This is a genomic window from Pseudomonas sp. WS 5079 (assembly GCF_012985465.1).
In the GTDB taxonomy this organism is placed as follows: domain Bacteria; phylum Pseudomonadota; class Gammaproteobacteria; order Pseudomonadales; family Pseudomonadaceae; genus Aquipseudomonas.
On sequence record NZ_JAAQWN010000003.1, the window covers coordinates 345771 to 366914 of the forward strand.

Annotated in this window: 11 protein-coding genes; 5 read left to right on the forward strand and 6 right to left on the reverse strand. The window is 62.3% G+C overall.

The genetic code is table 11. The features are described from left to right. Positions 1 to 89 precede the first annotated feature (89 nt). The gene (gene putA / locus HBO05_RS10315; protein ID WP_169952318.1) at positions 90 to 4043 is read right to left on the reverse strand and encodes a trifunctional transcriptional regulator/proline dehydrogenase/L-glutamate gamma-semialdehyde dehydrogenase; all 3954 of its coding nucleotides are present in this window, start codon (positions 4041 to 4043) and stop codon (positions 90 to 92) included. Between the two features lie 29 nt (positions 4044 to 4072). Here putA and HBO05_RS10320 point away from each other — a divergent pair, with 29 nt between their 5' ends. Both HBO05_RS10320 and putP read left to right on the forward strand, forming a co-directional pair. Next, positions 4073 to 4327, forward strand: coding sequence for a hypothetical protein (locus tag HBO05_RS10320; protein WP_172312384.1), 255 nt, complete (start codon positions 4073 to 4075; stop codon positions 4325 to 4327). A 157-nt stretch (positions 4328 to 4484) separates the two neighbouring features. Further along, complete coding sequence (putP, locus tag HBO05_RS10325) at positions 4485 to 5969, forward strand: sodium/proline symporter PutP (RefSeq protein WP_169952316.1); 1485 nt, start codon at positions 4485 to 4487, stop codon at positions 5967 to 5969. A gap of 146 nt (positions 5970 to 6115) precedes the next feature. Here putP and HBO05_RS10330 read toward each other — a convergent pair whose 3' ends face one another. Continuing rightward, a complete protein-coding gene (locus HBO05_RS10330) occupies positions 6116 to 7384 on the reverse strand; it encodes an aminotransferase class V-fold PLP-dependent enzyme (protein WP_169952314.1) in 1269 nt (422 codons plus the stop codon). Positions 7385 to 7636: 252 nt separating this feature from the next. Here HBO05_RS10330 and rlmJ point away from each other — a divergent pair, with 252 nt between their 5' ends. Then, a complete protein-coding gene (gene rlmJ, locus HBO05_RS10335; protein WP_032862126.1) occupies positions 7637 to 8473 on the forward strand; it encodes a 23S rRNA (adenine(2030)-N(6))-methyltransferase RlmJ in 837 nt (278 codons plus the stop codon). A gap of 96 nt (positions 8474 to 8569) precedes the next feature. Here rlmJ and msrA read toward each other — a convergent pair whose 3' ends face one another. From msrA to aceE, 4 genes are all read right to left on the reverse strand, one after another. Further along, a complete protein-coding gene (msrA, locus tag HBO05_RS10340) occupies positions 8570 to 9217 on the reverse strand; it encodes a peptide-methionine (S)-S-oxide reductase MsrA (protein WP_169952312.1) in 648 nt (215 codons plus the stop codon). Positions 9218 to 9284: 67 nt separating this feature from the next. Continuing rightward, the gene (locus HBO05_RS10345; protein ID WP_169952310.1) at positions 9285 to 11975 is read right to left on the reverse strand and encodes a GGDEF and EAL domain-containing protein; all 2691 of its coding nucleotides are present in this window, start codon (positions 11973 to 11975) and stop codon (positions 9285 to 9287) included. Positions 11976 to 12286: 311 nt separating this feature from the next. Further along, positions 12287 to 13930, reverse strand: a complete 1644-nt coding sequence (aceF, locus tag HBO05_RS10350) for a dihydrolipoyllysine-residue acetyltransferase (RefSeq protein ID WP_169952308.1) — start codon at positions 13928 to 13930, stop codon at positions 12287 to 12289. A gap of 11 nt (positions 13931 to 13941) precedes the next feature. Next, positions 13942 to 16587, reverse strand: coding sequence for a pyruvate dehydrogenase (acetyl-transferring), homodimeric type (gene aceE, locus HBO05_RS10355; RefSeq protein WP_172312550.1), 2646 nt, complete (start codon positions 16585 to 16587; stop codon positions 13942 to 13944). Positions 16588 to 16970: 383 nt separating this feature from the next. Between aceE and glnE the strand changes: the two genes are divergently transcribed. After that, complete coding sequence (glnE, locus tag HBO05_RS10360; protein WP_170058108.1) at positions 16971 to 19910, forward strand: bifunctional [glutamate--ammonia ligase]-adenylyl-L-tyrosine phosphorylase/[glutamate--ammonia-ligase] adenylyltransferase; 2940 nt, start codon at positions 16971 to 16973, stop codon at positions 19908 to 19910. A 198-nt stretch (positions 19911 to 20108) separates the two neighbouring features. Continuing rightward, complete coding sequence (waaF, locus tag HBO05_RS10365) at positions 20109 to 21143, forward strand: lipopolysaccharide heptosyltransferase II (RefSeq protein ID WP_172312552.1); 1035 nt, start codon at positions 20109 to 20111, stop codon at positions 21141 to 21143. The last annotated feature ends 1 nt before the right edge of the window (position 21144 follow it).

The window sequence follows — 21144 nt, forward strand, 5'->3', positions numbered from 1 at the left end:
CTATCGCAGGCAAGCCCGCTCCCACATTTATCCGGTTTCGACCGATGCAATGCAGTGGGGCACCCATTGCAGGTGCCCCACTGGATTGATTAGCCGATGGTCATCAAGCTTGCGTTACCACCCGCCGCAGCGGTGTTGACGCTCAATGCACGTTCGATCACCAGGCGCTCCAACGCAATGTTGGTTTCGCCCGAAGACAGGCCGTTGACCCCGACAATCGCGCCGCTACGCTGCGCCACTTGCTGGCAAACCCCGCGCAGTTGGTCGCAATCGCCATGGTGCAGGACCGCATCGAAGATCACTTCGTCCTTGGTCCAGTCGGCCACGCGCTGGATCTTCGCCTGAACTTCCTTCGGCAGCCGTGGGAACAGCGCCTTGGTCAGGTCAGTTTCCGGCCATACCGCCGAGCTGCCTACAGCCAATACCGCCGCCAGTTGCGCCAGCAGATCGCCTTCCACCTCTGCCAGGCACAGTACGTGCTCGCGGGGCAGGATGGCGTAGCTGTTGCGCTCGCCGGTCGGGCCGGCCAGCAGGCGGGTGATACCGCTTTGCGATTGCGCGGCGAACTGGTTGCACAGGGCGCCCAGGTCGCTGAACTTATTGCTCTCGGCCCAGGTTTTCAGGGCGGTCAGCGGTTGGCTCATGGCGTCACGCAGACGTACATCCGGCGCGGCCAGTGCGTCACCCCGTACGAAGGATTGCTCGATCGCATCGGTAGGACGTGTCGACAGCAGGCGGTACAGGTACAGCGGGCCACCGGCTTTCGGACCGGTGCCCGACAAGCCTTCGCCGCCGAATGGCTGCACGCCGACCACGGCCCCGACGATGTTGCGGTTGACGTAGACGTTACCGGCATGGACGTTGTCGATCACCTTGGCGATGGTCTCGTCGATACGGGTGTGCACGCCCAGGGTCAGACCGTAGCCAGAAGCATTGATCTGACCGATCAACTGGTCGATTTCCTTACGCTTGTAGCGCACCACGTGCAGGACCGGGCCGAAGATCTCCCGTTGCAGCTCGTCGAAGCTTTCCAGCTCGATCAGGGTTGGCATCACGAAGGTGCCGCGCTTGATTTCTTCGCTGTCGGCGATTGCCACCTGATACACGGTGCGACCCTTGTCGCGCATGGCCTGGATGTGTTTCTCGATGCCCGCCTTGGCTTCGGCGTCAATTACCGGGCCGATATCCACGGACAGGCGCTCCGGATTGCCGAGACGGCATTCTGCCATGGCGCCCTTGAGCATTTCGATGACGCGGTCTGCCGAATCTTCCTGCAGGCACAGTACGCGCAAGGCAGAGCAACGCTGGCCGGCACTGTCGAAGGCCGAGGACACGACGTCGATCACCACCTGTTCGGTCAGGGCCGAGGAGTCGACGATCATCGCGTTCTGGCCACCGGTTTCGGCGATCAGCGGGATTGGGCGGCCCTGGGCATCCAGGCGTCCGGCGACGTTGCGTTGCAGCAGGCGCGCCACCTCGGTGGAACCGGTGAACATCACGCCTTTGACGCGATCATCACCCACCAGGCGGGCACCGACGCTTTCGCCCTGGCCCGGCAGCAGTTGCAGCACGCCTTCAGGGATGCCGGCTTCCAGCAGCAGGCGCACGGCTTGCGCGGCAACCAGCGGGGTTTGTTCGGCCGGCTTGGCCAGTACCGGGTTGCCGGCGGCGAGTGCGGCGGCGACTTGGCCGCTGAAGATCGCCAGCGGGAAGTTCCATGGGCTGATGCAGACTACCGGGCCCAGTGGGCGGTGGGCGTCGTTGGTGAAGTCGTTACGCGCCTGCACTGCGTAGTAGCGCAGGAAGTCCACGGCTTCACGCACTTCGGCGATGGCGTTGGCGAAGGTCTTGCCGGCTTCGCGGGCCAGCAGGCCCATCAGCGGCTGGATCTCGCCTTCCATCAAGTCGGCGGCACGTTCCAGGATCGCGGCGCGCTCGGCCGGTGGGGTGGCCTGCCAGATCGGTGCGGCGTTGAGGGCGCACTGGATCGCGTTGTCCACGTCTTCGACCGTGGCTTCCTGGACATGGCCGACCACATCCCGCAGGTCGGACGGGTTCAGTACCGGCACAGCGGCTTCATTGCTCGAAGCACAGCCGAGCATCGGCGCGGCTTTCCAGTTGTTGTGCGCGGTGGCCAGCAAGGCGCAGGACAGCGACGCCAGGCGGTGTTCGTTGGCCAGGTCGATACCGGCCGAGTTGGCGCGCTCGCTGCCATACAGGTCGCGCGGCAGTGGGATACGCGGGTGCGGCAGGCCGAAGCCGCCTTCCAGCGTCGCCATCTGCTCGATGCTGGCCACTGGATCGGCCACCAGCTCCTGGATCGAGATGGATTGGTCGGCGATCCGGTTGACGAATGAGGTGTTGGCGCCGTTTTCCAGCAGGCGACGCACCAGGTAGGCCAGCAGTGTTTCGTGGGTGCCGACCGGAGCGTACACGCGGCACGGACGGTTCAGCTTGCCTTCGGAAACCTTGCCTACAACCTGTTCGTACAGCGGTTCACCCATGCCGTGCAGGCACTGGAACTCGTACTGGCCGGGGTAATAGTTCTGGCCGGCAATATGGTAGATGGCCGACAGGGTGTGGGCGTTGTGCGTGGCGAACTGCGGGTAGATGACTTCCGGTACCGACAGCAGCTTGCGTGCGCAGGCGATGTAGGAAACGTCGGTGTACACCTTGCGGGTGTAGACCGGGTAGCCTTCCAGGCCTTCGACCTGGGCGCGCTTGATCTCGCTGTCCCAGTACGCACCTTTTACCAGGCGGATCATCAGGCGGTGACGGCTGCGGCGTGCCAGGTCGATCACGTAGTCGATCACGTACGGGCAGCGCTTCTGGTAGGCCTGGATCACGAAACCGATACCGTTCCAGCCGGTCAGTTGCGGCTCGAAGCACAGGCGCTCGAGCAGGTCCAGGGACAGCTCCAGGCGGTCGGCTTCTTCGGCATCGATGTTCAGGCCGATGTCGTATTGCTTGGCCAGCAGGGTCAGGGACAGCAGGCGCGGGTACAGCTCGTCCATCACGCGCTCGTACTGGGCACGGCTGTAGCGCGGGTGCAGGGCCGACAGCTTGATGGAGATGCCCGGGCCTTCATAAATCCCACGGCCGTGAGAGGCTTTGCCGATGGAGTGAATGGCTTGTTCGTACGAGGCCAGGTACTTCTGTGCATCGTGTTCGGTCAGTGCAGCTTCACCGAGCATGTCGTAGGAATAGCGGAAGCCCTTGGCTTCGAACTTGCTTGCGTTGGCCAGGGCTTCGGCGATGGTTTCGCCGGTGACGAACTGTTCGCCCATCAGGCGCATGGCCATGTCGACGCCCTTGCGGATCATCGGCTCGCCGCTCTTGCCGATGATGCGGCTCAGGGAGGAGGTCAGGCCGGCCTCGTTGTGGGTGGCGACCAGTTTGCCGGTCAGCAGCAGGCCCCAGGTGGCGGCGTTGACGAACAGCGACGGGCTGTTGCCCAGGTGCGGCTGCCAGTTGCCCGTGCTGATCTTGTCGCGGATCAGCGCGTCACGGGTGCCCTTGTCAGGGATGCGCAGCAGCGCTTCGGCCAGGCACATCAGCGCCACGCCTTCCTGGGACGACAGGGAAAATTCCTGCAGCAGGCCCTGGACGATACCGGCACGGCCGCCGGCGCTCTTCTGGTTACGCAGTTTTTCGGCAATCGAGGCGGCCAGCTTGTTGGTGGCTTCGGCCATCTGGGCCGGCAGGCGGGCCTGCTCGATCAGCATCGGCACCACTTCCGGCTCAGGGCGGCGGTAGGCGGCAGTGATCGAGGCACGCAGCACCGATTGCGGCAGGATGCTTTCGGCAAATTCGAGGAAGCACTGGTGGGCGTGGTCGTTCTGCACCTCACCGGCGTCGTCTGCGTCCTTGAGGCCCGAACCGTTGAGTTCGGTCAGGGTTGCACCACCCTCCAGTTTCTCCAGGTAATTGAAAATTGCCTGCTTGATCAGCCAGTGCGGCGTGCGATCAATGGAGGTCGCGGCGGCCTTCAGGCGTTCGCGGGTCGGGTCATCGAGTTTGACCCCAAGGGTGGTCGTAGCCATATTTTTATCCTCATGGGTGCCACTACTGCGTGGCATCAGCTGGCGGCAAGATTAGCTTTGCGCCGTACGAGGTGCAACCGGGTGCAACCCATTTTCTTCAGGAAATCCGCACTGCTCGTCAGAATTCATTTTCACTCGACGGAATCGGCTTGCTGTTGGTGCATTTACTTCTGGATTTGGCTGTTCTTGCTCCGAAAAGGAGCAAAAAACTGCCATTTGCCGAAAAACGCCTACAGGTGCAACTAATTCTCAAGAAACTGGTTGCACCTTATTTGCTTTGTTGAATAGCATTCGCGGCCAAGGTGCAACCAATTGTAAAGTTCGGTTCATCGGCTGATGGCTTTCCTGGGGAAACGTCAGTCATAAATGCGCGGCATGCAGCTTCGTCTACAAGAGCTGACAGACCGCCGCTACATAAAAACAAAGCCAGGGCGTAACTCAATGAGCGTAAGTAATCCAACCCTGATCACATTTGTGATCTACATCGCCGCAATGGTGCTGATCGGTCTCATGGCCTATCGCTCCACCAATAACCTTTCCGATTACATCCTCGGTGGTCGCAGCCTCGGCAGCGTCGTTACCGCACTCTCGGCTGGCGCCTCGGATATGAGCGGCTGGTTGTTGATGGGCCTGCCGGGCGCCATCTACATGTCGGGCCTGTCGGAAAGCTGGATCGCCATCGGCCTGATCGTCGGTGCTTACCTGAACTGGCTGTTTGTGGCCGGTCGCCTGCGCGTGCAGACCGAACACAACGGCGACGCCCTGACCCTGCCGGACTACTTCTCCAGCCGCTTTGAAGACAAAAGCGGCCTGCTGCGGATTATCTCGGCGGTAGTGATCCTGGTGTTCTTCACCATCTACTGCGCCTCCGGCATCGTCGCGGGTGCGCGTCTGTTCGAAAGCACCTTTGGCATGTCCTACGGGACTGCGCTGTGGGCCGGTGCTGCGGCGACGATTGCCTACACCTTCATCGGTGGTTTCCTGGCAGTGAGCTGGACAGATACCGTACAAGCCACGCTGATGATCTTCGCGTTGATTCTCACGCCAATCATCGTGCTGTTGGCCACCGGCGGTGTCGATACCACGTTCCTGGCTATCGAAGCGAACGATCCAACCAACTTCGACATGCTCAAAAACACCACCTTCATCGGCATCATCTCGCTGATGGGCTGGGGCCTGGGCTACTTCGGCCAGCCGCACATCCTCGCGCGGTTCATGGCGGCGGATTCGGTCAAGTCGATTGCCAATGCCCGTCGTATCTCCATGACCTGGATGATCCTGTGCCTGGCCGGCACCGTGGCGGTAGGCTTCTTCGGTATTGCCTACTTCTCGGCACACCCTGAAGTCGCCGGTCCCGTGACCGAAAACCCTGAGCGTGTGTTCATCGAACTGGCCAAGCTGCTGTTCAACCCGTGGATTGCTGGCGTGCTGCTGTCGGCCATCCTGGCTGCCGTGATGAGCACCCTGAGCTGCCAACTGCTGGTGTGCTCCAGCGCCCTGACCGAAGACTTCTACAAGGCTTTCCTGCGCAAGGGCGCGTCCCAGCTTGAGCTGGTATGGGTCGGCCGGATCATGGTGCTGGTAGTGGCGTTGATCGCGATCGCAATGGCCGCCAACCCGGAAAACCGCGTACTGGGCCTGGTGAGCTACGCCTGGGCCGGCTTCGGCGCTGCGTTCGGTCCTGTGGTGCTGATCTCGGTCCTGTGGAAAGGCATGACCCGCAACGGCGCACTGGCCGGGATCCTGGTCGGCGCGATCACCGTGATCGTGTGGAAACACTTCGAACTGCTGGGTCTGTACGAAATCATCCCAGGCTTCCTGTTCGCCAGCCTGGCGATCTACTTCGTGAGCAAGATGGGCGCCCCGACTGCCGGTATGGTTGAGCGCTTCACTGCTGCCGAGAAAGACTACAACCTCAACAAATGAGGCGTTCGTATTGGCCTTGATGGCCAGGTGAACTGAAAAAGGCCCGCATCCTTGGATGGCGGGCCTTTTTTTGTGTCGGGATTTACTGAAATTGCCTGTAGCGCACGCAGCCACGCCAGCCTTGCCTGGCTGCGTGCGCGGGTGAATCAGGCGTTCAGTGACTGTTGCAGGTCATCGAGCAGGTCTTCAATCGCCTCGATACCCACCGACAGGCGGATCATCTCCGGGCGTACCCCGGCCTTGGCTTGCTCGTCTTCGTTCATCTGCCGGTGGGTGGTGGACGCCGGATGGCAGGCCAGGGATTTGGCATCGCCGATATTCACCAGGCGCTTGAAGATTTGCAGCGCATCGTAGAAACGCACACCGGCCGCATAGCCGCCCTTGAGGCCGAAGGACAGGATCGCCGAGGGTTTGCCCTGCATGTACTTTTGCGCCAGGTGATGGTGCGGGTGATCCGGCAGGCCGGCGTAGCTGACCCATTCCACCTGCTCGTGGGCTTGCAGGAACTGCGCGACTTTCAGCGCGTTCTCGGTATGGCGCTCCATGCGCAGGGCCAGGGTTTCCAGGCCTTGCAGCAGCAGGAAGGCGTTCATTGGCGCCAAGGCTGCGCCGGTGTTGCGCAGCGGTACGGTGCGGGCACGGGCGATAAAGGCCGCCGGGCCGAATTTTTCGCTGTACACCACACCGTGGTAGGCCGGCTCCGGCTGGTTGAGGCCGGGGAATTTGTGCGGGTAGTCGGTCCAGGGGAAGGTGCCGCTGTCGACGATCACCCCGCCCAGGGAGTTGCCGTGGCCGCCGACATACTTGGTCAGGGAATGCACGACGATGTCCGCGCCGAACTGGATCGGCTTGCACAGGATCGGTGTGGCGACGGTGTTATCCACCATCAGCGGTACGCCACGGGCATGGGCGACGTCGGCCAGGGCCTGCAGGTCGACGATATTGCCGGCCGGGTTGCCGATGCTTTCGCAGTACACCAGCTTGGTGTTGTCGTCGATCAGCTCGGCGATGGCCTCGGCCGAGTCATCACGGGCGAAGCGCACGTCCACGCCGAAGCTCGGCAGCAGGTGGGCGAACAGGGTGTAGGTGCCGCCGTACAACTGCGGGGTGGAGACGATATTGTCGCCGGCGCGGGTCAGGGCCTGGATGGCATAGTGGATCGCCGCGCTGCCCGCCGACACGGCCAGGGCCGCGATCCCGCCTTCCAGCGCCGCCATGCGCTGCTCCAGCACATCGTTGGTGGGGTTCATGATCCGTGTGTAGATGTTGCCGGGCACGTCGAGGTTGAACAGGTCGGCGCCGTGCTGGGCGTTATCGAACTCGAACGCGACGTTCTGGTAGATCGGCACGGCGACGGCCTTGGTGGTCGGGTCCGACTTGAAGCCGTGATGCAATGCGATTGTGGCGTCTTTCATGAGTGTTACTGACCTCCCTGGATTGCATGGGGCAGCCCCGGATAAGGTAGGAGCTGGCTTGCCTGCGATGGCATCAGCGCAGAGTACGGGTAATACCGCGTCGCCTGCATCGCGGGCAAGCCCGCTCGCACATAACTCGCTAGAACGTTTTCGCTGCTGTTCCTACATTTGCGACATAAGCACCGCCCAGCATGCAGCCCTGCACCTTTGCCCGCGTAAAAGGTAAACTTCGCCCCCTGCGCAGGAGCAACCATGAATTATCGTCACGCCTTTCACGCCGGCAACCATGCCGATGTCTTCAAACACCTGACCTTGACCCGCCTCATCGCCCTGATGTCGCGCAAGGAGCAGCCGTTTGCCTATCTCGACACCCACGCCGGGATTGGTCTGTACGACCTGCAAGGCGACCAGGCCAACCGCACCGGTGAATACCTGGAAGGCATCGCCCGCCTGTGGGGCGAGGCGGACCTGCCGGCGCTGACCGCCGACTACATGCAGGTGCTGCACGAGATGAACCCGGATGGCCAATTGCGCTATTACCCGGGTTCGCCAGAGCTGGCGCGGCGCCTGACCCGGCCCCAGGACCGCGTACTGCTCAACGAAAAACACCCCGAAGACGGTGTGTTGCTCAAGGACAACATGAAGGGCGATCGGCGTGTGAAGGTCCATCTGGGCGAAGGTTGGCACGTGCCACGGGCCTTGCTGCCGGTGCCGGAAAAGCGCGCGTTGATGCTGATCGACCCACCGTTCGAGCAACTCGACGAGATGCAGCGCTGCGCCGCCTCCCTCAAGGAAGCCGTGGGCCGCATGCGCCAGACGGTCGCCGCGATCTGGTACCCGGTGAAGGATCAGCGCATGTTGCGCCGCTTCTACCAGGACCTGGCCGGCACCGGCGCGCCGAAGCTGCTGCGTGTGGAATTGCTGGTGCATCCGCTGGACACGCCCAACACCCTGACCGGCTCGGGCCTGGCGATTGCCAACCCGCCGTGGGGGCTGGAGGAGGAACTGCGTGAGCTGCTGCCGTGGCTGTCAAAGAAACTGGGGCAGACCCAGGGTGGCTGGCAGATGGATTGGTTGATCGCCGAATAACGGCATCGCTCTTTAGATTGCTATCGCGGGCAAGCCCGCTCCCACATGGTTATGCGATCCCATGTGGGAGCGGGCTTGCCCGCGATGCTTTTGAGGTCAGATCGGGCAGGTCACGCCAGTACCGCCGATCCCGCAGTAACCCTGCGGGTTCTTCGCCAGGTACTGCTGGTGGTAGGCCTCGGCGAAGTACACTGTTGGCGCCTGGTCGATTTGCGTGGTGATCTCGCCCAGGCCAGCCTTGGTCAGTTCTTCCTGATAAGCCTGTGCACTGGCCTGCGCCGCGTCCAGTTGCTCAGGCGTGGTGGCATAGATCACCGAGCGATACTGGCTGCCGATATCATTGCCCTGGCGCATGCCCTGGGTCGGGTTGTGCAGTTCCCAGAACATCTTCAACAGGTCTTCGTACTTGAGCTTGGCCTGGTCATACACCACCAGCACCACTTCGCTATGGCCGGTCAGGCCCGAGCAGACTTCTTCATAGGTCGGGTTTGGCGTGAAGCCGCCGGCGTAGCCGACCACCGTGCTGACCACGCCGTCGCGCTGCCAGAACTTGCGCTCGGCGCCCCAGAAACAACCGAGGCCAAAGATCGCAAAGCCCACATCGTCCATAAACGGGCCCAGCAGCGGGTTACCGTTGACGAAGTGCGTCTCGGGCAGGTTCATCGGGGTTTCACGGCCAGGCAAGGCTTGTTCGGCAGTAGGCAGCACGTTTTTATTCACCAGGATTTCCGAGCGCAAGACCATGATCAGTCCTCTCGTCAGGTTGAGTTAACAGTTCAGACCACCAGTGTGCCCGAGTGTTACAGCGCTGTCAGGCGATTGGCCCGCGCGGATAGCGTTTGAGCTTCTCTAGCAACTCGGAGCCGGGAATTGGCCGGTCGAACAGGTAGCCCTGGCCGACGTCGCACCGATGGCGGCGCAGGAACGCCAGTTGTTCGGCGGTCTCGATGCCTTCGGCGACCACCTTGAGCTTGAGGTTGTGCGCCATGGCGATCACTGCTGAGGTGATTTCCATGTCGTCCTGGTTGTCCGGGATCTCATGGATAAAGCTGCGGTCGATCTTGATGATGTCGATGGGGAATTTCTTCAGGTAACTGAGGGACGAGTAACCGGTGCCGAAATCATCCATGGCCAGGGTCAGGCCAAAGCTCTTCAACTGGTCCAGTTGCAGGCGCGTGTCTTCGGTGGCTTCCAGCAGCAGGCCCTCGGTCAGCTCCAGCTCCAGCAGGTTGGCCGGCAGCTGTTCTTCCTTGAGGATGCTGGCGATGGAGGCCACCAGGTCCGGGTCGGAAAACTGCTTGGGCGACAGGTTGATCGCCACCTGCAGGTTGCCCAGGCCGGCGGCGCTCAACTGCTTGCTCATGCGGCAGGCCTGGCGCGCGATCCATTTGCCGATGGGGATGATCAGGCCGGTCTCTTCGGCGACGCTGATGAACTGGTCCGGGCGGATCATGCCCTTTTCCGGGTGGTTCCAGCGTAGCAGCGCCTCCATGCCCAGCAGGCGCCCGCTGCGCAGGCACAGCTTGGGCTGGTAGAACACGTCCAGCTCGTTCTGGGTCAGGGCGCGGCGCAGGTTGTTTTCGACGAACAGTTTGTAACTGGCCTCGGCATTCAGGGCCTCGGTAAACACCTGTACCTGGTGCTTGCCGTTGGCCTTGGCCTTGTGCAGCGCCAGGCCGGCGTTGCGCATCAGGGTCTGCGGGTCGCGGCCATGCAGCGGCGCGCAGGCCAGGCCCACGGAGCCGGTGACGCTGATCAACTGGTTGTCGACGAACATCGGTTTGTCGAGGGTCATCAGCAACTGGCAGGCCATTTGCTGGCCGGCCTCAAGGTCGGCGTTGTCGAGCAGCACCGCAAATTCGTTACTGGCAAAGCGTGCCAGGCTGCCACCGGCATTGAGGCTGTTGCGCAGGCGTCGGGCCAGGCTGATCAGCAGCTTGTCGCCGGTCTGGTGGCCGAGGCTGTCGTTGATCCGCTTGAAGTTGTCGATATCCACCAGCAGCAGGCTGATGGGCGCGTCGCTGTCGCGGGCGAAGCGTTCGTCGAGGTTGCGGATAAACGCCGGGCGGTTACCCAGGTTGGTCAGGTTGTCGGTGTAGGCCAGGCGCTCGATACGCTGCTGGGCCAGCTTGGTCTGGGTGATGTCTTCGTAGATGCCGATGTAGTGGGTCAGTTCGCGGTTGTCGCCATACACCTTGGAGATCGACAGCTGGCCCCAGTACGGTTCGAGGTTTTTGCGCCGGCTCTTGAACTCGCCCTGCCAACTGTTGCTCTTGGCAAGGCTGGAGGGTGCGTCGAACAGCAGTTCGCTGAGGTTTTCCAGGGCCGGCAACTGGGCCAGGCGATGGCCGTGGACTTCCTCGGTGCTGTACTGGGTGATCGCGGTGAAACTGGGGTTGACGTACTCCACCACGCCGTCGCAATTGACCAGCAGGAAGGCATTGGCACTTTGCTCCACGGCGCGCTGGAACAGGTGCAGGGCGCTGGTGGCGGTGCGCCGGTTATGGTTGTTGATGACCTGGGCGAACTGGTCGGCCAATTCGCCGGCAAAGGCGATTTCATCGGACAGCCAGTCCCGGGTGCCAGCGCTTTGTTCCAGGCACAGTACGCCCACCACCTGGCCATCGACGCGGATGCTGGCGTCGAGCATGGCGTGGATGTCCATGGGCCGCAGGCTTTCGACCATGTCCCGGGTGCGCGGGTCGCGCATCGCATTGCCGGCATCGATGGCGCGGCAGCTCTGCAGGGCTTCGAGGTAGTCCGGGAAGCCACTGGCATCGATCGGCGCCGGCATATGGTGTTGCTGGTCGGCGCGATGAAACGCAGAGATCGGCACCAACTGCTGGCCTTCGAGGTTCCAGATGCTGGCGCAGTCGATCTGGTAGATGTCACAGGCACTGCGGGTGATCAGTTCGGCGGCTTCTTGCAGGGAGTTGTTGGTGCTGTAGCGCTGGCGGGCCAGCAGCAGGATCAGTTCCTGCTGGGCGCGCACCCGCTCCAGGTGCTGCAACTGCTCCTGTTGGGCGCGCTGGTTGAGCTCCAGGGCGATCTGCAGGCGGCTGTTCTGGTCTTCCAGGTCGGCGGCGGGCAGCGGCGCCAGGTTGCTGAATAAACCGTCCACCACCATCAGGTAGCCGCGCAGCAGGTGGCGATTGTGTTGCTTGTAGGCCTCGCCGACCTCCAGCAGGCTCAGCGGGCCGTCGTTGGTGTGTAGGGTGTAGCGCACCAGGTAATGGGGGCTGGTGGTCAGTTGCTGCTGGATCGTGTCGTGCAACTGATAGCGCGCCTGGGGTTCCATCAGGCTGGCGTAGGGCGAGCCGATCAGCGAGCACAGCTCTACTGCGGGCAAGCCGAATTGGCGTTCACAATTGGGGTCGAGGTACAGCAGCGCCCAGCTAGCCTCATTCAGCCGCTCGAAACGCAGCATACCGAGGCGCGAAGGCACCGGTAATTGCGTCACGACCTCGGCCGCCGTTCGGGCGACATCGGGTTGGCTTTTCATGGGGGAACTCGCTTGGAAAAATGCGCATCGCGCCGGGCTATCGCCCTCTTTGCTGCTGTCTGCGGCAAGGTTGCATCATGCAGCGCGGACTGACAAGAGAGGATGAAGGCTAAGTGCTATAAGTGGGTTATCGGCCGCAGGGCGGTTTTCTACAGTCGGCCTGATAGATGGTCTGTCGATTCCCTGTAGGAGCCGGCTCCTGCAAACCACAGGCAAAAAAAGCCCCGCCAAATTGGCGGGGTTGAGGTACGAGCGTGGCGCTCGGAAATCGTTGCAACCAGCCTCCCCGGTGAAGGGGAGGCTGCTGCGGCTTACAGCAGGATGGTGCGGATGTCGTTGAGCAACTGGCTCAGGCGCTGGGTGAAGCGTGCAGCGGCCGCGCCATTGATCACACGGTGATCGTAGGACAGCGACAGTGGCAGCATCAGCTTCGGCTGGAAGGCCTTGCCGTCCCACACAGGCTGGATGGTGGCCTTGGAAACACCAAGGATCGCCACTTCCGGCGCGTTGACGATTGGCGTGAAGCCAGTACCGCCAATGTGCCCGAGGCTGGAGATGGTGAAGCAGGCGCCTTGCATGTCGTCCGGAGTCAGCTTCTTGTCGCGGGCCTTGGCAGCCAGTGCAGCCGCTTCGCCAGCCAGTTGCAGCAGGCTCTTCTGGTCGACGTTCTTGATGACCGGTACCAGCAGGCCATCCGGGGTGTCGACCGCGAAGCCGATGTGTACGTATTTCTTGCGAATGATCGCCTTGCCGCTTGGTGCCAGCGAACTGTTGAAGTCCGGCAGTTCCTTGAGCAGGTGCGCGCAGGCCTTGAGCAGCAGTGGCAGCACGGTCAGTTTCACGCCGGCCTTTTCGGCCACGGCTTTCTGCGCAACGCGGAAAGCTTCCAGGTCGGTAATGTCGGCCTGGTCGAACTGGGTCACGTGCGGAATGTTCAGCCAGCTGGCGTGCAGACCGGCTGCGCCGATTTGCATCAGGCGCGTCATCGGCACTTCTTCGATTTCGCCGAAGCGGCTGAAGTCTACGGTGCGGATCGGCGGAATGCCCGAGCCACCGGTAGCAGCGCCGGCAGCCGGAGCTTCCTTGGCCTTCTGCATCATGGATTTGACGTAGACCTGCACGTCTTCCTTGAGCACACGACCGTGTGGGCCGGTAGGGCTGACAGCGCTCAGCTCGACGCCGAACTCACGGGCCAGTTGACGCACGGCAGGGCCGGCGTGAGCCTTGGCACCACTTGGCGCTGGGGCAGCCGCCGGGGCCGGTGCGGCCTCGGCTTTTGCCGCAGGAGCCGGGGCGGCGGCAGCCGGTGCAGCTTCAGCCTTGGCAGCAGGAGCAGCGGCCGGCGCCGGGGCAGCAGCAGGCGCAGCGCCTTGTACTTTCAGCTTGAGGATGAAGTCGCCAGTGCCGACTTCGTCTTCGAGCTTGACCGCGATGCTTTCCACGACGCCGGCAGCCGGCGATGGGATTTCCATGGAGGCCTTGTCGGACTCCAGGGTGATCAGCGACTGGTCGGCTTCGACAGTGTCGCCGACCTTGACCAGCAGCTCGATGATCTTGGCCTTGCCCGACGAACCGATGTCCGGGACGTGAATGTCCTGGACAGTCGCCGCCGCCGGTGCAGCCGCCGGGGCCGCAGGGGCCTCGGCAGCCGCCGCTGGCTTTTCAGCCTGCGCCGGTGCAGCAGCGGCAGCAGGCGCCGCCGCCGGGGCCGCATCAGCGGCACCTTCGATTTCCAGCTCCAGCAGTTCGTCGCCTTCTTTCAGGCGGTCGCCCAGCTTCACTTTCAGGCTCTTGACCACGCCAGCCTTGGGAGCAGGGATTTCCATGCTCGCCTTGTCCGACTCCAGGGTCAGGATGCTCTGGTCGGCTTCGACGGTGTCGCCGACCTTTACAAACAGCTCGATTACTTCACCTTCACCGCTGCCGATGTCAGGTACGCGAATGAGTTCGCTCACAAAAAATCTCCTCAGCAGTCCAGTGGGTTGCGTTTTTCCGGGTTGATCCCGAACTTGACGATAGCGTCTGCTACCACCTTTGGTTCGATTTCACCACGGTCAGCCAAGGCTTCCAGGGCTGCCAACACCACGAAGTGACGGTCGACCTCGAAGAAGTGACGCAGCTTCTTGCGGCTGTCACTGCGGCCGAAACCGTCGGTGCCCAGGACTTTGAATTCCTTGGACGGGACCCACTGGCGAATTTGTTCAGCAAACAGTTTCATGTAGTCGGTAGAGGCGATGACTGGACCTTTACGGCCGGTCAGGCACTCTTCGACGTAGCTGCGCGCAGGCTTCTGGCCTGGGTGCAGGCGGTTGCTGCGTTCCACGGCCAGGCCGTCGCGACGCAGTTCGTTGAAGCTGGTAACGCTCCATACGTCAGCACCGACGTTGAACTCTTCACGCAGGATCTTCGCCGCTTCACGCACTTCGCGCAGGATGGTGCCGGAGCCCATCAGCTGGACGTGGTGTGCCGCTTCCTTGGTGTCTTCTTCGAGCAGGTACATGCCCTTGATGATGCCTTCTTCAACACCGGCCGGCATGGCTGGTTGCTGGTAGGACTCGTTCATCACGGTGATGTAGTAGAAAACGTCCTGCTGCTCTTCGGTCATCTTCTTCATGCCGTCCTGGATGATCACCGCCAGCTCGTAGCCGTAGGTTGGATCAAAGGTGCGGCAGTTCGGGATGGTGGCAGCCAGGATGTGGCTGTGACCGTCTTCGTGTTGCAGGCCTTCGCCGTTCAGCGTGGTCCGCCCGGCAGTACCGCCGATCAGGAAACCACGGGTACGGCTGTCGCCTGCTGCCCAGGCCAGGTCGCCAATACGCTGGAAGCCGAACATCGAGTAGAAGATGTAGAACGGCAGCATCGGCTGGTTGTGGCTGGAGTACGAAGTACCGGCAGCGATGAAGGAGCTCATGGCGCCCGCTTCGTTGATACCTTCTTCGAGGATCTGGCCCTTCTTGTCTTCCTTGTAGAACATCACCTGGTCTTTATCGACTGGCTCGTAGAGCTGGCCGACGGAGGAGTAGATGCCCAACTGGCGGAACATGCCTTCCATACCGAAGGTACGGGCTTCGTCCGGGATGATCGGGACGATGCGCGGGCCGATTTCCTTGTCCTTGACCAACTGCGCGAGGATCCGCACGAAAGCCATGGTGGTGGAGATTTCACGGTCGCCCGAGCCGTCCAGGATAGCCTTGAGGGTATCGAGTGGTGGCGTCGGTACGCTGAAGCTCTGGGCGCGGCGCTGTGGCACGAAACCGCCCAGTGCAGTGCGACGCTCGCTGAGGTAGCGGGCTTCGGCGCTGTTTGGCTCGGGCTTGAAGAACGGCAGGTTCTCCAGCTCTTCGTCCTTGACCGGGATGTCGAAGCGGTCGCGGAACAACTTTAGGCTGTCGACGTCGACTTTCTTGGTGTTGTGCGCAGTGTTCTTCGCTTCGCCGGCACCGGTGCCATAACCCTTGATGGTCTTGGCCAGGATGACGGTCGGTTGTTCTTTGTGGTTGACCGCTTCGTGGTATGCCGCGTAGACCTTGTACGGGTCGTGGCCGCCACGGTTGAGTTTCCAGATCTCGTCGTCGGACAGGTCGGCAACCATCGCCTTGAGTTCAGGCGTGTTGAAGAAGTGTTCACGTACGAACGCGCCGTCTTTGGCCTTGTAGTTCTGGTACTCGCCGTCGATGACTTCGTCCATGCGGCGTTGCAGGATGCCGTCGACGTCCTTGGCCAGCAGTGGGTCCCAGAAACGGCCCCAGATGACTTTGGTCACGTTCCATTGGGCGCCGCGGAACACGCCTTCGAGTTCCTGGATGATCTTGCCGTTGCCGCGAACCGGGCCGTCGAGGCGCTGCAGGTTGCAGTTGATGACGAAGATCAGGTTGTCCAGCTTCTCGCGGCCGGCCAGGGAGATGGCGCCCAGGGATTCCGGCTCGTCGCACTCGCCGTCGCCCAGGAAGCACCAGACTTTCTGCTTGCCTTCGGGGATGAAGCCACGGGCTTCCAGGTACTTCATGAAGCGTGCCTGGTAGATCGCCTGGATCGGGCCCAGGCCCATGGATACAGTCGGGAACTGCCAGAAGTCAGGCATCAGCCAAGGGTGCGGGTACGACGACAGGCCGCCACCGTCGACTTCCTGGCGGAAGTTGTTCATCTGGTCTTCGGTGATGCGACCTTCCATGAACGCACGGGCGTAGACGCCTGGCGAGGTGTGGCCCTGGAAGTAGATCAGGTCGCCGCCGTGTTCTTCGGTCGGGGCCTGGAAGAAGTAGTTGAAGCCGATGTCATACAGGGTTGCGCTGGAAGCGAAGCTGGAGATGTGACCGCCCAGGTCAGAATCTTTCAAGTTCGTGCGCATAACCATCGCCATCGCGTTCCAGCGTACCAGCGAGCGAATGCGGCGTTCCATGAACAGGTCGCCAGGCATGCGTGCTTCGTGGGTAACGGGGATGGTGTTGCGGTATGGCGTGGTGATGGCGTAGGGCAGTTGCGAGCCGCTGCGGGTCGCGAGTTCGCCCATACGGGTCATCAGGTAATGCGCACGGTCTTCGCCTTCTTTGTTGAGAACCGATTCCAGGGCGTCCAGCCATTCCTGGGTTTCGACGGGATCGAGGTCTTGCATGGCTTGCTCCAGGGCGGAAAGGCTACCAGAATCGGTTGCCTGAAGTTTGCGACTGGCCTTGTGGGCAGACGACATAAATTCTTGGATGGCCGAAGGTTGCTTCGGCGTCCTGTAGTTTTACTACAAATCGTCGGCCATTTCAGCCTTTCGAATGTATATACGAGTAGTAAAACTACACAAGACTGAGCGTATGGCTCGGTCTGGCTGGTGAGCATAATCGTTATTGTTGATCTTTTGCGAACAAGAAAAGGTAGAAGTTTAATGTTGCCTGCCAAAATTAAAGAATTTTCAGCTATTTCTAACCTTTGTTCGACAGTCCTTCATCGAGCGTGGTTCTTGCGTTCACAGCTACAAGTCATTTACGCGCCGATCAAGGATAGACCATGAGCCTTCCAATGCTGGTTGAACTCCCAGCCATTCTGTTGCCATTTGCCAGCCGGGCCGAGCAGTCATTTCGTGACGCGGTGGCCATGCTGGATGCCGATCATGGCCTGTCCGCGTGGACGCCGCAACGTTGGGCCGACTTCGCCCGGGTGTGCGCCGCCAGTGACTTTGTGATTGAACAGAGTGTTCGTGACCCTTTGATGTTGCTTGAGCTGGTGGCCTGGGGCGAGCTGGATCGCGGCTTTGCGCCCGATGAGCTGTGTGGGCAGATTGCCGCAGCCGTGCAACAGGCGCAAACAGAAGACGAACTGGGTCGCGTGCTGCGCCGCCAGCGCACCCGCCAGCAAGTGCGCATCATCTGGCGCGACCTGACCCGACAGGCGGACCTGGTGCAGACCTGCCGCGACCTGTCGGACATGGCCGACGCCAGCATCGACCAGGCTTACCAGTGGCTGTACCAGCGTCACTGCGCGCAATTCGGCACGCCCACCGGCGGGCGTAGCGGCGAGCCGCAGCAGATGGTCATCCTCGGCATGGGCAAGCTGGGCGCGGTGGAGTTGAACCTGTCGTCGGACATCGACTTGATCTTTGCCTACCCCGAGGGCGGCGAGACCGTGGGGGCCAAGCGTGCCCTGGACAACCAGGAGTTCTTCATCCGCCTGGGCCAAAAATTGATCAAGGCCCTGGACCCGATGACCGTCGACGGCTTTGTGTTCCGGGTCGACATGCGCCTGCGGCCCTACGGTTCCGCCGGGGCGCTGGTGCTGAGTTTCAATGCCTTGGAGCAGTACTACCAGGATCAGGGCCGCGACTGGGAACGCTACGCGATGATCAAGGCGCGGGTGGTGGCCGGCGACCAGGTGGCCGGCGCGCAATTGCTCGACCTGTTGCGCCCGTTCGTCTATCGGCGCTACCTGGACTTTTCTGCGATCGAAGCGCTGCGCACCATGAAGCAGTTGATCCAGCAGGAAGTGCGGCGCAAGGGCATGGCCGACAACATCAAGCTGGGCGCGGGCGGTATCCGTGAGGTGGAATTTATCGCCCAGGCGTTCCAGCTGATTCACGGCGGCCGCGACCTGAGCCTGCAACAGCGGCCTTTGCTGAAGGTGCTGGGCACCCTGGAAGGCCAGGGCTACCTGCCGCCGGCGGTGATTGCCGAGTTGCGCAGCGGCTATGAGTTCCTGCGCTACACCGAACACGCGATCCAGGCCATCGCCGACCGCCAGACCCAGATGTTGCCCCACAGTGATGAAGACCAGGCGCGGATCGCGTTCATGCTGGGCTTTGCCGACTGGACCGCGTTCCACGGGCAGTTGATGTACTGGCGTGGCCGGGTGGATTGGCATTTCCGCCAGGTGATCGCTGATCCGGACGAAGAGGAGGGGGTGGAAAGCGAATTGGTGGTCGGCGGCGAGTGGCTGCCCTTGTGGGAAGAATCCCAAAATGAGGAGGCCGCCTGTCGCCAATTGGCCGAAGGCGGCTTTGCCGATGCGCCCAAGGCCCTGAAAGCCCTGGCCAGCCTGCGCGGCAGCCCGCAACTGCGGGCGATGCAGCGCCTGGGACGTGAGCGCCTGGATGCGTTTATCCCGCGCCTGCTGGCCCAGGCCGTCGAACACGCCAACCCGGACCTGGTGCTGGAGCGCGTACTGCCGCTGGTAGAAGCTGTCGCGCGGCGTTCTGCGTATCTGGTGCTGTTGACGGAAAACCCTGACGCCCTGCGTCGGCTGTTGACCCTGTGCGCGGCCAGCCCGTGGATTGCCGAGCAGATCACCCGCTTCCCGCTGCTGCTGGATGAACTGCTCAACGAAGGCCGCCTGTTCAAGCCGCCCTTGGCGCCGGAACTGGCCGCCGAACTGCGCGAGCGCCTCACGCGCATCCCCGAAGATGACCTTGAGCAGCAGATGGAAGCCCTGCGCCACTTCAAGTTGGCGCACCGCCTGCGGGTCGCCGCTTCGGAAATCGCCGGCAGCCTGCCGTTGATGAAGGTCAGCGATTACCTGACCTGGCTCGCCGAGGCCATTCTGGAGCAGGTGCTGGCCCTGGCCTGGCGCCAGACTGTGGCGCGCCACGGCACGCCGCAACGCCTGGACGGCACCCTGTGCGACCCCGGATTCATTATTGTCGGCTATGGCAAGGTCGGCGGGATCGAGCTGGGGCATGGCTCGGACCTGGACCTGGTGTTTATCCACGACGGTGACCCGCAGGCCGAAACCGACGGCGCCAAGCCGATCGATGGCGCGCAGTTCTTTACTCGCCTGGGCCAGCGCATCATTCACCTGCTGACCACCCAGACCAACTCCGGGCAATTGTACGAAGTGGACATGCGCCTGCGACCTTCTGGCGCATCCGGGCTGCTGGTCAGCTCCCTGGGGGCTTTTGCCCGGTATCAGGAAAACGAGGCCTGGACCTGGGAACATCAAGCCCTGGTGCGGGCGCGGGTGCTGGTCGGCAGCCAGGACGTGGGCCGCGCGTTTGAAGACGTGCGCGCGCAGGTATTGGGCCGCACGCAGGACCTGGCGAAGCTGCGCCAGGAGGTCAGCGAGATGCGTGCCAAGATGCGCGATAACCTGGGCACCAAGTCGACCGGGGCCGGCACGGCGGCGAACGCCTTCGAGCCCACGGCGCTGTTCGATCTCAAGCAGGACGCCGGAGGTATCGTCGATATTGAATTTATGGTGCAATACGCCGCTTTGGCGTGGTCTGCGCAGCATCCATCGTTACTGCGCTACACCGACAATATCCGCATCCTGGAAGGCCTGGAGCAGGTCGGGCTGATGCCCGCCGCCGATGCCCACCTGTTGCGTGAGGTGTATAAGGCCTACCGCTCGGCGGCTCATCGCCAGGCCTTGCAGAACGAGGCGGGGGTGGTTGCCGGGGATCAGTTTGCTGACGAACGGCGCCAGGTGAAACGGATCTGGCAAGAACTGGGGTTAAGCTAAAACACTACAGCGACCCCAATTGAATGTGGAGACCGGCTTTATGTGGGAGCGGGCTTGCCCGCGATGCAGGCGCTGCGGTCTGGCTGACAGCACGCGGTGATGCTATCGCGGGCAAGCCCGCTCCCCCACACACCGTGACCTACAGTAATTATCGAGGCGGGGAGGCATGAGCCTCCCCGAATCGTTTGTGGAAACTACATGAATATTCTGATCGTTGGGCCCAGTTGGGTCGGTGACATGGTGATGGCGCAGACACTGTTCCAGTGCCTGAAACAGCGTCATCCCGACTGCCAAATCGACGTGCTCGCCCCCGAGTGGAGCCGGCCGATCCTGGAGCGCATGCCCGAAGTACGGCAGGCCTTGAGCTTCCCGCTCGGCCATGGCGCGCTGGAGCTGGCGACCCGGCGGCGGATCGGCAAGTCCCTGGCCGGCCAGTACGACCAGGCGATCCTGCTGCCCAACTCGATGAAGTCGGCCCTGGTGCCGTTCTTCGCCGGCATCCCCAAGCGTACCGGCTGGCGCGGCGAGTTCCGTTATGGCCTGCTCAACGACGTGCGCAAGCTCGACAAGGCCCGCTACCCGCTGATGATCGAGCGCTTCATGGCCCTGGCCTATGCGGCTAATGCCGAGCTGCCGACGCCGTATCCACGGCCGAGCCTGCAAATCGACCCGGTCACCCGCGATGCAGCCCTGGCCAAGTTCGGCCTGAGCCTCGATCGCCCGGTGCTGGCACTGTGCCCAGGCGCCGAGTTTGGCGAGTCCAAGCGCTGGCCGTCGGAGCATTATGCGAAGGTTGCCGAGCTGAAAATCCGCGAAGGCTGGCAAGTCTGGCTGTTTGGCTCGAAAAACGATCATTCGGTGGGGGAGGACATCCGCCAGCGCCTGATCCCCGGCCTGCGCGAAGAAGCGGTCAACCTCAGTGGCGATACGTCGCTGGCCGAGGCGATCGACCTGCTGTCCTGCGCCGACTCGGTGGTGTCCAACGACTCTGGCCTGATGCACGTGGCCGCCGCGCTGAATCGCCCGCTGGTGGCGGTGTACGGTTCCACCTCGCCAGGCTTCACGCCGCCGTTGGCCGACCAGGTCGAGGTGGTGCGCCTGGGCCTGGAGTGCAGCCCGTGCTTCGACCGCACCTGCCGTTTCGGCCACTACAACTGCCTGCGCCAGTTGCTGCCCGACTCGGTAGCCCAAGCCTTGCAGCGCTTGCAGGGCAACGTGGTCGAGGTTCACTGAG

Excerpts from the sequence above, each read along its gene's own strand:
- putA (WP_169952318.1), bottom strand. The coding sequence starts at position 4,043 with ATGGCTACGACCACCCTTGGGGTCAAACTCGATGACCCGACCCGCGAA.
- putP (WP_169952316.1), top strand. The coding sequence starts at position 4,485 with ATGAGCGTAAGTAATCCAACCCTGATCACATTTGTGATCTACATCGCC.
- HBO05_RS10330 (WP_169952314.1), bottom strand. The coding sequence starts at position 7,384 with ATGAAAGACGCCACAATCGCATTGCATCACGGCTTCAAGTCGGACCCG.
- rlmJ (WP_032862126.1), top strand. The coding sequence starts at position 7,637 with ATGAATTATCGTCACGCCTTTCACGCCGGCAACCATGCCGATGTCTTC.
- msrA (WP_169952312.1), bottom strand. The coding sequence starts at position 9,217 with ATGGTCTTGCGCTCGGAAATCCTGGTGAATAAAAACGTGCTGCCTACT.
- HBO05_RS10345 (WP_169952310.1), bottom strand. The coding sequence starts at position 11,975 with ATGAAAAGCCAACCCGATGTCGCCCGAACGGCGGCCGAGGTCGTGACG.
- aceE (WP_172312550.1), bottom strand. The coding sequence starts at position 16,587 with ATGCAAGACCTCGATCCCGTCGAAACCCAGGAATGGCTGGACGCCCTG.
- glnE (WP_170058108.1), top strand. The coding sequence starts at position 16,971 with ATGAGCCTTCCAATGCTGGTTGAACTCCCAGCCATTCTGTTGCCATTT.
- waaF (WP_172312552.1), top strand. The coding sequence starts at position 20,109 with ATGAATATTCTGATCGTTGGGCCCAGTTGGGTCGGTGACATGGTGATG.